The organism is Paenibacillus sp. FSL P4-0184, assembly GCF_038004625.1.
In the GTDB taxonomy this organism is placed as follows: domain Bacteria; phylum Bacillota; class Bacilli; order Paenibacillales; family Paenibacillaceae; genus Paenibacillus_AQ.
Map to the genome: position 1 here is coordinate 915,537 of NZ_JBBORN010000001.1, position 14,616 is coordinate 930,152.

The window sequence follows — 14,616 nt, forward strand, 5'->3', positions numbered from 1 at the left end:
GCTCACAACGTTTCGCCATGAGAGAAGATAGCCCTATTCTATATTCTATGCGTTCGTTACACGCCGGAAATGCCAGCTCACACTTTGAAAATCACCTAACGTGATTGGGATTTGTACACCTGCATGCATTAATGTGTCTCCATGTAATTCCATACCTGTCGTTTGTTCCACATATACATCCGTCGGATTTAAGCCTCTCAGTTTCAGACGACGTAGCGGTTCCGCTGGCTCAGCCAAGACCTTAATCCAGAAGACTAATGCTTCCTCTTGACCTTCAGACACAAACATCCAAGCTGTCTCATTGCCTTCAAATGGACTGCTTAAGCGATAAAAATCCCCGTTAAACGTCAAATATCTGACATCCTTACATTGCTTAATCTGCTCCTGAACAAGCCTCTTCTCCGCTTCTGTCATCTTCTCCAAATCCAGCTCATAACCAAAATTACCAGACAACGCGACATCTCCACGTGTACTCAGCGGCGTATTTCGATGTACCTGATGATTGGGTACAGCAGTGACATGGGCTCCCATCGAGCTTATAGGGTAGACTATGCTAGTGCCATATTGGATCTTTAAACGTTCAATTGCATCTGAGTTATCACTCGTCCACGTTTGCGGCATGTAATACAGCATGCCTGGATCAAATCGTCCTCCACCGCCTGAGCAGCTCTCGAAAAGAATATGCGGAAAGCGTTCTGTGATCGTCTCCAAAACATGATACAAACCCAACATATATCGATGAGCGGTCTCCCGCTGGCGCTCTGGGGATAGAGAGAGCGAGCCAATCTCTGTCATATTTCGATTCATATCCCACTTCACATAGCTAATAGGTGCAGAAGATAACACCTCACTTAAATTGTTTATCAAGGCATTACACACCTCTTGTCGAGATAGATCCAACATAAGCTGGAACCTGCCCTCAGTTCTACGACGATTAGGGATGTGTAGACACCAATCAGGATGAGCTTGATACAACTCACTTTGAGCAGAGACCATTTCTGGCTCCAGCCAAAGTCCAAATCTCAACTTTCGCTCATTAAGCTCCTTTGCTAATCCAGCAAGTCCGTTCGGTAATTTACGGCGATTCTCGAACCAATCCCCAAGGGAAGTGCGGTCATTATCTCGTCCTCCAAACCAACCATCATCCAGTACAAACAATTCAATTCCCATGTTCTGGGCTTCATCTGCCAGGCTTATAATCTTCTTTTCATTGAAATCAAAATAGGTCGCTTCCCAGTTGTTCACAAGAATAGGGCGAACTTGATCGCGATATAACCCACGACTCAACCGCGTACGATACAGCTTATGATACTGTCGTGACATCCCGCCTAATCCTTGACTCGAATAGACCATCACCACTTCCGGTGTCTGAAATGACTCACCCGGTTCAAGGAGCCAATTAAAATCAAATGGATTGATCCCCATACTAACTCTAGTCGTCTGATGCTGATCCACTTCTACGGAAGCTAAAAAGTTCCCGCTGTAAACGAAGCTAAACCCGTAAGCATCTCCATGGTCTTCTGTCGTGCTTGGCTGAACCAAAGCTATAAACGGGTTGTGCTGATGACTGCTTGATCCACGACGGCTTTCAACGGATTGAATACCCGGTGCAAGTGAATTACGATATAACCAGCGTTCCTTCGCCCATGCTCCTGACAACTGAATCCATTCTAAGGATTGATAATGAAAATCCACACTCGCACTCAAGGCACGGAGTAATTTAATCTCCTGTTCACCACGATTCACATAACGAACTGATCTTATGATGGCTCCGAAACTCTCATAAATGGTGTAGCTCAAACAGACTTCCATCTGAGAAACCGGATCAAGAAGCATGATTTCCAGCGTAGTTGCTTCCTCATCAGACTCAACGTAAGTTGCTGGGAGTCCTTCTAACCTCGGCTTTCCAGAAACGATACGATGAGATTGATAGAGTAGCTCCGCTGCGGTTGATCCGTCCATGAAGGACATCTGGTACGCCGGTTGCCGATAGTCCGATGTACCGTAGCCTGGATATTCTTGTGCAACCACATCAAGCGAGAAATAGGGTTCTTCTTTATCCGTCATCGGGGAGAAAGGTCTTTCTACAATGGGTAGGAACTGTGTTAGATCTCCGTCCGATACACTTTGTCCCCAATACAAGTGAATTAAATAGCCACGTGAATCAGCTTGAAATATATAACTAGTCTTTTTGGATCGCAGATGAAAAATACGTTTATTTTCGTCATACACAATGCTCATACGATTTCACCTAACCTTTAACAGCACCATCCGCTAGACCACGGATGAAGTATTTTTGTAAGAATAAATAAAGAATTGTAACAGGTAACATCCCGATTACACATCCCGCAGCTACCCAGCTAATTTGGTTCTGGAACTGTGAGATAAACTGAGATAGTGCAACTGGAATCGTCTGTACTGAAACTTTTTGTAAAAAGAAGATAGAGAATTGATAGTCATTCCACACATTAAGTCCCGTAAGAATAATAACCGTTGCTGTTATTGGTTTCAGAAGCGGTAGAATAATGCGAAAGAAAATCATAAACTTGCTACAACCATCAATGGAACCCGCCTCATCCAATTCTCTCGGAACCGAACTAATAAATCCAGTAAATAAGAAAATCGTCAATGGTAGCTGAAATGTCACTTGCGTCAGAATTATAGCCCAGTAAGTATTAATTCCGCCCAATTCAACGATCATCGAATACAGAGGGACGAGAATCGTCAATGCAGGAACGATCATACAAGAGATACATAGTAAATAAATGAACTGATTCCACTTCGTTTGAAAACGTGATAATGGATAGGAAGCAAATGCACCAACCATTACAATTAAGACCACTGAGCATCCTGTAATAATGACGTTATTCATAAGCGCCTGACTCAAATGAGCCTGATCCCAAGCCTTCATAAAATTCTCCATGGTCATATCCGTTGGAAATATCCACTTTGAGCTTGTATCCTCTGTTGGCTTGAGTGCCATCCCAAGTAAGATGTAGAACGGAATTAAGTGAATGACTCCTATTAAAGTTAGAACACTATATTTTAAAGTTCGCATGTTATAACTTCACCTCTTTTCGCTTCAAGAGGATCAATGAGGTAATACTGACAGCCGCAATAAATAAGAACATAACATTACCTAAAGCCGCTGCATAACCTGCATCTTGTCTGGCAAAGTATAAATTATACATCATCGTGGACAAGGAAGAAGAAGCATACCCTGGTCCCCCGTTTGTCATCGCTACGATTACATCAAACAGCTTCAAACCGCCAATGATGTTCAAGACAACGTTAATCGTTATCGCTGGCATTAACAGCGGAAGTGTGACGTTTTTGAATTGCGACCACCAGTTTGCCCCGTCAATAGAAGCGGCCTCATAGTAATCTTTCGGAATAGACTGTAATCCAGCCACGAAGATAGTCATGGCAACACCCATGAACTGGAATGTGTTTACAAAAGTAATTATCCCAACTGCCCGTGGTCCGTTTGCTAGCCAGTCGACTGGCTGTGCACCAAATATTGCTAAGAGATCATTGACGGCTCCCCCATCAAATTGGAAGAAGAAATACCAGATGTAACCCATAATTAACGAACTGATAATAACCGGTAAATAAACGATGGTTCTTATGAGTCCTTTTGCTCGTAACTGCTGATCTAAAAATAAGGCATAAGCAAGACCCAGGATATTCTGAAATATAGTACTACCAAATCCATAGACTACCGTATTAATCATCGTTGTCCATGTATTCTTATCTGTTAACATATAGATGTATTTCTCAAAACCTACATAGCTGTACTGCTGGGAGTAGCCATCCCAATTTGTAAAGGAAATACGAATCCCTTCAATGAATGGATAAAAAATAAATACGGCAAAAAACAGTAACGCTGGGATGTACATGACATTTAGTATTGTCGAGGAACCCCACACTTTCCGTTTCACTTACACCATCCCTCTCTCCTCGAACTTCAAAATAAACACCCAGGACCTTATTCCAGCTCTCCTGGGTGTCTTCAAAGTTACTTTTTCTCTTTATTTGGTTGCACTGAGACGATCGAATTCTTTCTTCATGTTCTCGGAGTATTCTCTTGCATTAATACCACCTGCAAGGATATCCTGCCCGTTCTTACAGAGCACATCCCACATACCGTTTGGTAAATAGACACGATCAAAGAAAGGTAACACTGGGGTTTCTGCGTATTGTTCATAATAAGCTGTTAGATCACCTGCATCGATTTTCACATTCCCTAATCCTGGTGGTAGTTGGTTTGACTTTGCAACAGCTGAAATATTCTCAGCTTGTGCATAGTAAGCAACGAATTTCTTTGCAGCTTCGATATTTTTGGAATCTTTCCATACGCCCCAAGTTGTCTTCTCTCCCCCAGCAAACGTTGGGATATCCCCAGCTTGGATTGAAGGAATTGGCATAAGACCTGCATTTAGGTTGGCGTTAATTTTCTTTGCCTCTTCAATAAAATAAGGTCCATAGAAGCCAAATACCGCCTTTCCTTCCGCGAATGCCTTAGCAGAATCACTGTATTTAGCAGTTAATACGTCTTTGTTTAAATATCCTTTATCTTGCATATCTTTGAACATTTGCGGTAGCTGATCGAAATTCGTCCAATCAAATGTACCATCGAGCAGAGCTTGTCCTGAATTCTGTTCTGCACTAATCAACAGTGGTGTTGCCATAAAATCAAACCACTGTCCGATAGGCCATGCATCTGCGCCGCCAATGTGAATTGCAGCTACTTCCCCGTTACTCTTTGTCTTTATAACTTCCGCTGCCGCCAAAAACTCATCATAAGTCTTAGGAACTTCTAATCCATATTCTTTCAAGAGATCAATGTTATACACCGGACCCGATTTATCCTGATCCATAGGAAGCACATAAAGTTTACCTGAATCGTCCGTTACGCTTGGTTTAATAGATGCATCCAAATCCGCTGCCCATGTTTCTCCCGAAAGGTCAGCCAAATATTCACCATAGCGATTCTTCGACCATCCATGCGTAGCGAATACATCCGGCATATCCTTGGAAGCCATTTTAACCTTCATCATGTTCTCGTAATCTTTCCCCGGTGCACTAAAATCCACTTTAATATTAGGATTGTCTTTCATAAATTGCTCTGCAATCGTTTGAAGCACCGTTGCTTGCTCACCCACGACATTTGTCGAAACCGTTAGGGTGACTTTTTTCTCCGATTTACCCTCTGATGAATTTGAAGAACTGTCTCCTGTATCCTTGGATCCACAAGCCGTTAGCGATGTAGCTAATGCCAGTACAAGACATGACATTGACAACCATTTTTTTCTCATCTTTTCGTTCCCCCTATGGTTAATAAGAATTATTTTATATACTAAATGTATCATTGGTGTAGCCGCTTACATATGTACTAAAACTACGATCGCTCCGACGATATCTACACACCCTATCTGAATGAGAAATACTACGTTATGATGACATTTCAATGCATAAACTTCACTACACAGTAAAGGTGGCTCTTATATCTTGAAGCAACATTTATATACTTTGAGGTTTAAGTTAATGATTCTTTTTGCCATAACTATTATGATTCCCGTTCTACTCATTGGTTTTGTCATCCCCTATTACTACCAGACCATGATAACGGAGGAAAAACAAGTTCTAACAGAAGGAACCCTGAAAGCAATGGCTCGTAATATTGAAACTTATTTGGATGATTTGGAACGAATAACCTTGATGCCCTTCTGGAATGAAGATGTTATGAACGCATTGAAGTTTAAAGCTACCAAGCAATATGATACGGCAAACGACTATATAAAGCTTCTTACCGATCGCGCACTAAATGAAACGCTTCCTCTAATGCTACAAAATACGAGAAAAGACATATTAGGCACCCTACTCATCCCAACTGACGGGACAGTATATGTTAACGATACAAAAGAATTTGCGAGACCCATTTCTGATTTTTCTTATCAGCAACAAGACTGGTATAAACAAGCTTTTGCTGCGGATGGGAATGTAGCATTCATAAGTGCACACAAACGTGATTATTTAATGTTTGCTGAAGAAAAGCAAGTATTCTCCGTTGCTAGACTCATTAAAGATCCGGATTCCAAGCGTGCCCTAGCTGTAATTATGGCAGATGCAGATACAAATATATTGAACACGATCGTAAGCGATATCTCTTTTGATGTTAGTTCAATCGTTGTTATTCAAGATAATAATAGTCAGTTGCTCTATTCCAGTGAACCCATCTCAACAGCTGCACTAAATGGTATTGGAGATTCTCAAGAGTTTGTAGATGTCAAAGGGAAAGACTATGCCAAAGTTACTGAGAGCATCGCTCAAGCCGAATGGAAAATAACAGTACTTCTCTCGGCGGAAGAAACCGCCTCCAAAGTAAGATGGTTGTATACAGTAGCCTTTCTATTCTTAGGGATAGGGCTTCTCGTCACCTTTGTATTGTTCCTATATCTGTCACGTAATATCGTAAATCCGTTTAAACAAATGATTCTAGTCATGCGAAAAGTACGGCAGGGAAACTTAGAAGCTAGATTCAACACAAAAGGCCGAGATGAGATAGCTCTCCTCGGCGAAGCGTTGAATCAGATGATTATACAATTAAATGAAATGATCAACCGGGAATTCCGCACCGATTTAGCGAAACGAAATGCTGAGTATCGCGCACTACAATCGCAGATTCAACCTCATTTCCTCTATAATATATTAAATGGATGGATTGGACTGAATCGTGCAGGTGAACGCGCCGTGCTAGAAAAAGCCATACTCGCCTTAAGCGGCATGCTTCGGTATTCCCTTGAGTATAATGATTGGTCCAGTATTGAAGAGGAATTTCTGTTCCTACAACGATATGGTGAACTTCAGCAATTACGATTCGATGATCGATTAAGCATCCAAATGTCTTACGATCCTGAGCTGAGATCATTCCGACTTCCGAAGCTTCTGCTTCAACCATTATTAGAAAACACCATTATTCACGGGTGTGAACCAGCAAATCATGAATGTACTGTCACCATCTCTGCTTCTACAACCCATGAGAATGGAGTAGCTTGCATACAGATCAGCATCTCGGATAATGGTATTGGGTTTATATCCGATAAGCAGTCACCTTCTATAACGAACGGTGTTGGTTTACAGAATGTAAGTGAACGCTTGCTTCTTGCCTATGGCAAAGATAACGCACGTTTTGATATTCAAAGTACTGTCGGTGTTGGGACAACATCTACGATTACAATTTCCTTAATGCCGACCTCTGATGCATTTCAGACGGATAACAATCAAAGTGATCCAGAAACAACTTAGTAAAATGACGTGTACTATAGTAGCCGACTTGCTCGGCTACTTCTTGCACTTTTAGACCAGGGTTTCTCAACAGCAGTTCCTTCGCTTTGACCATTCGAATATGCGTGAGATACTTTGTAAAGGTTTCACCCATTTTTTTATGAAATAATGAGCTTAAGTAATTCGGAGTGACATCCATATCCATAGCAATTTGCCCAATTCCAATATCTTTCATATAATTCAAATTCACATAATGTAATACTCTTTGAACAAGATCCCCCTGCGTTAATTCAACTTGCGATTCTTCAGCCAAACGATTCTCTTGAACACTTTGGAGTACCTTCATACATTGATCTATTGGCATCGTAAATTCCAGTTTGCATCCTAAAGAAATGTTCAATGATTCAAGGAGATGCTCCAAAGCCTTAGGATCCTCATGAGCTAGAGATTTCATCAACGGCTCTAAATGCTTCAATTCATTCGTATATTGAAAAAAGTCCTTCATGCTCGCAAGCTTACACAGTCTATCAACTCGCGTACTAAGATCTCTATAGTAAGGTTTATCCGTAATTATCCGTACTTCCTCTTCCAACCGTAGTCTTCTGGAAGGTAAGACACGGAGTAATGGTTGCAGCCCCTGAAGTACCAGCAATCTATGTTCAAGATCAAATAACTCCATAAAGCTCTCAGACTGGATTCCCGATATTATACAAAGGTTTGTCTCAAAGTCCTTCATTAACTGATTCAGCACGACATTCAGCTGTGGCGAATAATCTTTCATTCGCTGTTCTACATCTTTATGCCATCCTATAATCTGAGCTATACTCCCGTTTGGAAACGTAAAGAAGGAAATTACATGTTCTAACTTAGAAAACGGTACTTGTCTGGCAAACGTTTCTTTGAGCGTTCGAATCCATTGTAAGCGAAGCTTTGCCTTTTCTTGTTCAGAGATAGGACTGTCTATTGAAAACAAAGTTAAAGAAAACAGATAATCTTGTATTGGGGATTTCAGACTAATCTCTTCTATGGTTCGGGTTTGATGCAACAATGAATTGATAGCGGTTTCAAAAAGATTAGATATTTGCTTGGCTTTTACTTCATGCTCCCTAGTAACCTTGTCCATAATATGCTTTAAATCATCTGGTCCAAGCGGTTTCAATAAATAGTCTACCACTCGAAGTCGTAAAGCCTCCCGAGCATATTCGAAATCCGAGAAACCTGTAAGGACAACCCACTGTGTATGAGGCGATAATCGGCTTCCTTGATCCATCGCTTCTAGTCCGTTCAATCCAGGCATTCGAATATCCACAAAGACGAGCTCAGGATGATACTCATCCACTAATCTTACTAACTCAATTCCGTTCTTTGCTTCAACAATCTGAATGTTTAAGGAAGTTTCCTCAATCATACTACGAAGCGCCAATCTAATTAATCGCTCATCATCAGCTATGATAACTTTCATCAGAGATACCTCCATTGCTATTTCAATCTATGATGTGGACAACCGTCATATGAATAATACCAAGAGTTAGGTTAAACAACAATTCACTTTAAAAGGATACGCAAAACAGCCTTGTTCAGTACGGAAAGAAACATACTGAATAAGGCTATTCTATTCTGGCGCTTACTCGATCACAAATCTTCCAACCGTCTCATTCATCATTTCTGCAATATTCGCCTGGTGCTCAGAAGAAGCAGCCACATCTTCAAACGCTTGTAATGTATCTGAAATGTGATTTCGAATGCCACTTACATTGTCCGCAGACTGTTGAGATACTGCGGCAACATTCGTCATCGCTTGATCTACCTCTGCCATTGATAGCTTCAGTCCGTGCATTGAAGATACCATTTCACCTGTGATCTCATGAAACATATCGGCATCATTTTTATATTGCATACTTACTTGCTCGAAACTCTCATAATCACTTATCACCGTCGAATCGATAAAATCCAGTAGCGCTTGTGATTGAAAGGACACATTCTCAAAAGCATCTTCCACTAGCAGTGTCATTTTCTGAATTTTCCCCACCGATTCCTCCGACTGTACAGCAAGTTTGCGTACTTCATTAGCAACTACAGCAAATCCTCTTCCCTCATCCCCAGCTCTTGCTGCCTCAATGGAAGCATTCAAGGACAATAGATTCGTTTGAGCTGCAATCTCCGAAATGTACCCGGCCATTTCTCTTACTTCATTAACAACTTTCCCAGCCTCGATCGCGTGCATAATGGAATTTTGTTTCTCAGCATACAAACTTGTCGCATATTGAATCGATGCTACAGCCTTTTCCTTCGCGGAAGCTGCCTGTACCAGAATTTCTTCGGAGGTATTTAGTGCTACTCCCGCCTTATTACTTAGCAGATCTGCATTGGAGATAATCTCTTGTACTGTTGCATTTACTTCTTCTGTTGTAGCACTTAAAGATTCACTTCCAGAAGCAACCTCTTGCGAGGAATTATAAATTTGATCCATTGTAGCATTTACTTCCTCAACTGTTGCAGATAATTCTTCACTAAGTGCACCTAACTCTTGTGCTGAAGAAGAAGCACTAGCTACGATGGTTTGTACTTGCTCTGCCGAATGATTAAGCGACTTCACGATTCGACCAAATTCATCTTCAGCATCAAACTTAGCTCTTTGAGTCAGATCTCCTCGACCAAACGCCTCTGAAAAGTTCAGGATAATGGTTACTGCTCGTGAGAAATATCTTCTCAAGGACAAATATGAACCGATTGAAATCAGGATAACGAGAAAAGCAACAATGATATTGACCGTAAGTCCTTTTTGAAATAGCTTCTTATTCTGAACATCTGCATTTTGGGCACTTCCTAAGTTCATTCCAACTAATTTTCCAAGGTCTTCATTTCGTTTCGTATTTAACGCTTCAAGATTTGAAGTGGTATCTTCACTAGGATCATATGTAGGTGTATTCAGCATCTTCTCAAGCATCGGAAGCTGAATTTGCCGATACTGTTTCGTTAATGATAAAACTTCAACATAAATCTCCTTTTCGTTTGGGAGGGAACGTGTTTCTTCATACTTATTCAAGATTCCATTGTTTTCAGCTTGAAGCTCAACAACTTTCTGATAACTCTCTTGAAGTTCGCTTGGATCATGACTAGCGATCATCTTATTCGTTAAGGTTACTATTTCATGATTATTTGATTCGAATTTCCCAAGTGCATAAACTGACGTAAGATCGTTCTTATACATACTTCTAGAGTTCGCATACATATTGCTGAAATACACACTACCAACGATCGCAATGATCAGAGCACCTAACAGTAATATTGAATTAGTAACAGTAATTTTGCCTACGATAGTCCAATTTCTCATTTTCCTCATGCTTTGCACTCCCTATGTACTTTTAATTAAGCTTTCATATTCTACTACTGGCATTGGTTTCGCGAAATAGTATCCTTGTGCGATTTCACAATCTATTTGTTTCAAAAAATCAATTTGCGCCTCTGTCTCAACTCCCTCTGCCACAACTTTCATATTTAAATCCCTAGCTAGCTTGACCATACTGGCAATTACTATCTTCCCTGTCTCATCATTTGACTTACTCATCAGAAAAGCCCTGTCTAACTTAATGACATCCGCAGGGAAATATTGCAATACATTTAAGGAACTATAACCTGTCCCAAAATCATCGATAGCTATGGAAAATCCTTTACGTTTCAACTCCAACAAAATATCTCTAACAAACTCTAAATTTTGGAATACAATAGACTCGGTCAGCTCTAACTCTATCAATCTAGCAGGTACCTGGTACCTGTTAATAATATTCGTCAAATGGAGCAGGAAATCATTATGGTATAGGGTTATAAGCGATATATTCACTGAAATCGGAAGTGGCTGGATTCCTTCCTGGATCCATTTACTCAACATGATACATACTGATTTAAACACCATTAAATCTAATTTCACAATAAAGCGATTCCTCTCAAATATGGGGATAAATACTGCAGGAGATATAAGTCCTTTCTGAGGATCATTCCATCTAACCAATGCCTCAGCGCCATGAAAACTGTTCACTCGCAGATCCATTTTCGGTTGTAAATATACTATAAATTCACCATTTGTCATGGCAGCATCCATCTTTCTTACGATGTCTTGCTCTTCGTGTATCTGCAATAACAATTGTTCGTCAAAGAAAGTGCATGAGCTCTTGTATCCACCTTTAATGGACTTACAAGCGATTCCTGCTCGGTCAATACATGTGAGGATATCGCTCTGACGATCATCTATACAGTAAATTCCACAATTAATCACTAGCCTAAAACCTTCTTCATTTCCAAATGTATAGTCGCTCATTTGTTCAGTAAGTACTTGTATACGGATGATTAATTCCGCCTTATTATCATACGAAGTGAAAAGAATAAAACGATCACCCCCTAAGCGTCCAATGACATCCTCGTCTAATGTGTTTGCTGTTAAGCTATTAGCCACTTGAATCAAAATGCTATTTCCTTCATGAAAACCGACAATTTCATTTATGTATTTAAATTGTTCAATATCAAATTGCAACACAGCAAACTTTGTATTCGGTTTCTCTTTAAGTAAATACTGAGCATCTTTAACAAATTTATTAGTTCTAGAAAGATGTGTTAACTCATCCTCAAAGGCAATCCTCTCCATCTGTTTCCTAATTTTGCTCTTATTTAATAGAATGTTTACAAATATGATCAATAATAAGACAAACATGATTACACATAATAGAAAAGTCGCCTGGCTCATTTGAGACGCTTTGGCCATGATCACATCTTTCGGTATCACGGAGAGAATATACCAGTCCTCAACCCCCTGGATGCCCGAATAGCCAACCATTTTGCTATCTCCGTTAATCCAAAATATTCCTACTCCAGATTTTTTTGCGGTTATGTTCTCTTTAAAGATTTGCAGTTGTTTCTTATTTCTAGAATCAATACTTATACTTTCGAATATGTTATCAATGGACTTATCCTCTTCGAGATTCTTCGATTGGATAATGACTTGTCCCTTTTGATCAATGATTTGAGAATAACCATGACCTTTAAAAAAAGAAACTGCAAGAGCATCATAAAGATCCTGTGTATATCTGCTGGCAGATAAAGCACCCTTCACTTCACCTTTAAACTTAAGTGGACTATTGATCGTAATAATTTCTTTATTGGAGATCTTATCTAAGAATGGATCAGAAATACTGCTAATACCCTGCAGAGCTTTTTGAAACCCTACTTCATCTGATACATCAAACATTGTCCCATCCGATGCGTAAGCTTTACCATCTGGGCTGTTGATGCTAATTCGAATAAAATTATATTTTTTATCAAAGTGATGCAGATATTTTTTGGTCTTATCCCAATCCATATAATTGATTTCCGAAATAGAATCAGCAATTCCATCTAATGAATCTAATCCACCCTGTATCATATTTCCAACCGATTTACTCGCATGTATCGTAGCTTCTGATGTAGCAGCAACCGCTTCTTGCTCATAAGAGTTAGCAGTCCATTTTATGAAATAGTAAGAACACCCCCAAAATATCAACGTTGCCATTATGACGAGGCCTATCATTCTCCATACTCTCAGTGGTTGTGTCTGATCCATGTACTATCATCCTTTTTCCGATTTATTACGTTTTTTTATTAGAAAACGAGCAAAAAAAAGCCGCTATCAGAATGATAACGGCTGCATATGCATCAAAAAATAAGAGCATGAAACTCCCACTGCATGCAACCGGCTGTCATATCTATAAATAGATTTAGACCCTATGGCTTTGTGTCCCTATTTTTCAATAGGTTTACCAATATTTTGTTTTCACTATTACTAGTCCTAAATACTCTATTAAAAATATGTTACCTCCAAAAGACCTATTTCCGCTGTGATTTAATTTTTTTGAATGGGAAATTTTTCACAAACGTCAATGTTAACTTTAATATAATATTTATTAATGTAAAGCAACAATTCTGCGAACAATTATAAAATTAGATACTAAAGCCCAATGTAACATATATATATGTCACATTGGGACTTACTTCTCAACACGAACTATGTTTGTCTTACAAACGCATAACGAAGAACAGCTTCTTCTAAAATATCAATCCCCATAATGATATCATCCAAGTCTGTATATTCATTAGGATGATGACTAAGTCCATCTACAGAAGGAACAAAGATAAGCCCTACTGGGCAAAGTTTGTTCATGTTCATGGCATCATGCCCTGCCCCACTAATCATCCGTTGACTCGATATCCCCTTCTCTTCACAAATGGATTCTAGAACATGAGTGATCTCATCCGATAATAGGACTGGTTCCTCGGAGATGATTTCCGTACTCGCAATTTCAAGTTGTCTGCTCTCTTGTACTGAGGCTATCGTCTGATACAAATGGTCTAACACACGTTGCCTGGATGCCACGGAAGTAGATCTGATATCAATTTTAGTTTCCACTTCTCCCGGAACCACGTTCATGGCTCCATTTAAGATTTCTATCACCCCGAGCGTCGCAACCGTTCCAAATTCTTGTTCGAGTTTGGCTGCTTTTTCAAGCTCTAACGCTATTTCAGAAGCACCCAGAAAAGCATCTCTTCTCATATTCATAGGTGTCGTTCCGGAGTGAGATGCTTTCCCTGATATTTGAATATGAAGCCTCACGGGCGCAGCAATTCCAGTCACAATTCCAATTCTTTTATTATTGTTTATTAAGACAGGACCTTGCTCAATATGTAATTCGAAAAACGCTTTTAATTCCTCATTAACTCTACTCGCCTGATCTATACTGTTATAATCAAGTGCACATAGCGAAAATGCCTTTTCCATTGTAATACCGTCTTTGTCCTTCAAAGACCTATATTTCTCCTTCTGAAATAACCCTGACATTATTTTGCTGCCTACTGTTGAAATACCAAAACGCGAGGATTCTTCACAGGCAAATGAGATAATTTCGATCGGATGATCCGTTTCAATCCCTTTTTCGTTTAGACGTTTGATCACTTCCAAAGCAGCCGTTACACCTACTACCCCATCGTACTTCCCACCTTGGTATACCGTATCCAAGTGAGAGCCCATTACAACGGGTGGGAGCCCTTCTATCTTTCCATTTCTTCTAGCAATCACATTTCCGCAATGATCCATCCGAATATCTAAATTTTCAGCCTTGCACATCCGCATAAAAGCACTCGTACATGTCTGCTCTTCATTTGTATAGGCAATTCTAGTGATGCCCTTCTCACCCGAGTTATATTGATTAATATTATCAAATAAAGCCTGATATCTTCTCTTTCTATCCATGCTAATATCTCCAATCCTGGGTATTCATGATTATGGTTTCATCAAAATTCGTGAAT

General features: G+C 39.9%; 9 protein-coding genes and 1 riboswitch. Of the genes, 1 reads left to right on the forward strand and 8 read right to left on the reverse strand.

Annotated features, from left to right (window positions below; genetic code table 11):
• Nucleotides 1-45 precede the first annotated feature (45 nt).
• The 4 genes from MKY52_RS03945 to MKY52_RS03960 all read right to left on the reverse strand — a co-directional run bounded on the left by MKY52_RS03945 (nt 46) and on the right by MKY52_RS03960 (nt 5,318).
• Nucleotides 46-2,241 (reverse strand): alpha-galactosidase, encoded by a 2,196-nt coding sequence (locus MKY52_RS03945; protein ID WP_341049965.1) that lies wholly within the window; start codon nt 2,239-2,241, stop codon nt 46-48.
• A 10-nt stretch (nt 2,242-2,251) separates the two neighbouring features.
• Nucleotides 2,252-3,058, reverse strand: coding sequence for a carbohydrate ABC transporter permease (locus tag MKY52_RS03950; protein WP_149646533.1), 807 nt, complete (start codon nt 3,056-3,058; stop codon nt 2,252-2,254).
• A gap of 1 nt (nt 3,059) precedes the next feature.
• Nucleotides 3,060-3,899, reverse strand: coding sequence for a carbohydrate ABC transporter permease (locus MKY52_RS03955; RefSeq protein WP_149646616.1), 840 nt, complete (start codon nt 3,897-3,899; stop codon nt 3,060-3,062).
• A gap of 132 nt (nt 3,900-4,031) precedes the next feature.
• A complete protein-coding gene (locus MKY52_RS03960) occupies nt 4,032-5,318 on the reverse strand; it encodes an ABC transporter substrate-binding protein (RefSeq protein WP_341049966.1) in 1,287 nt (428 codons plus the stop codon).
• 193 nt (nt 5,319-5,511) lie between these two features.
• On the opposite strand from MKY52_RS03960, the gene MKY52_RS03965 reads away from it, so the two are divergent.
• Nucleotides 5,512-7,308: a cache domain-containing sensor histidine kinase gene (locus tag MKY52_RS03965; protein WP_341049969.1), complete on the forward strand. Its 1,797-nt coding sequence runs from the start codon at nt 5,512-5,514 to the stop codon at nt 7,306-7,308.
• Here the strand turns inward: MKY52_RS03965 and MKY52_RS03970 are convergent.
• The 4 genes from MKY52_RS03970 to MKY52_RS03985 all read right to left on the reverse strand — a co-directional run bounded on the left by MKY52_RS03970 (nt 7,235) and on the right by MKY52_RS03985 (nt 14,560).
• Nucleotides 7,235-8,749 carry a response regulator gene (locus tag MKY52_RS03970; protein WP_341049971.1) on the reverse strand — a complete coding sequence of 505 codons (1,515 nt, stop codon included), beginning with the start codon at nt 8,747-8,749 and terminating at the stop codon, nt 7,235-7,237. The two genes, MKY52_RS03965 and MKY52_RS03970, sit on opposite strands and share 74 nt — an antisense overlap.
• 162 nt (nt 8,750-8,911) lie before the next feature.
• Nucleotides 8,912-10,630: a methyl-accepting chemotaxis protein gene (locus MKY52_RS03975; protein WP_341049973.1), complete on the reverse strand. Its 1,719-nt coding sequence runs from the start codon at nt 10,628-10,630 to the stop codon at nt 8,912-8,914.
• A gap of 12 nt (nt 10,631-10,642) precedes the next feature.
• Nucleotides 10,643-12,877 carry a bifunctional diguanylate cyclase/phosphodiesterase gene (locus MKY52_RS03980; protein WP_341049975.1) on the reverse strand — a complete coding sequence of 745 codons (2,235 nt, stop codon included), beginning with the start codon at nt 12,875-12,877 and terminating at the stop codon, nt 10,643-10,645.
• A gap of 121 nt (nt 12,878-12,998) precedes the next feature.
• Nucleotides 12,999-13,085: riboswitch (cyclic di-GMP riboswitch) on the reverse strand.
• A 233-nt stretch (nt 13,086-13,318) separates the two neighbouring features.
• A complete protein-coding gene (locus MKY52_RS03985) occupies nt 13,319-14,560 on the reverse strand; it encodes a Zn-dependent hydrolase (RefSeq protein WP_341049978.1) in 1,242 nt (413 codons plus the stop codon).
• Nucleotides 14,561-14,616 lie beyond the last annotated feature (56 nt).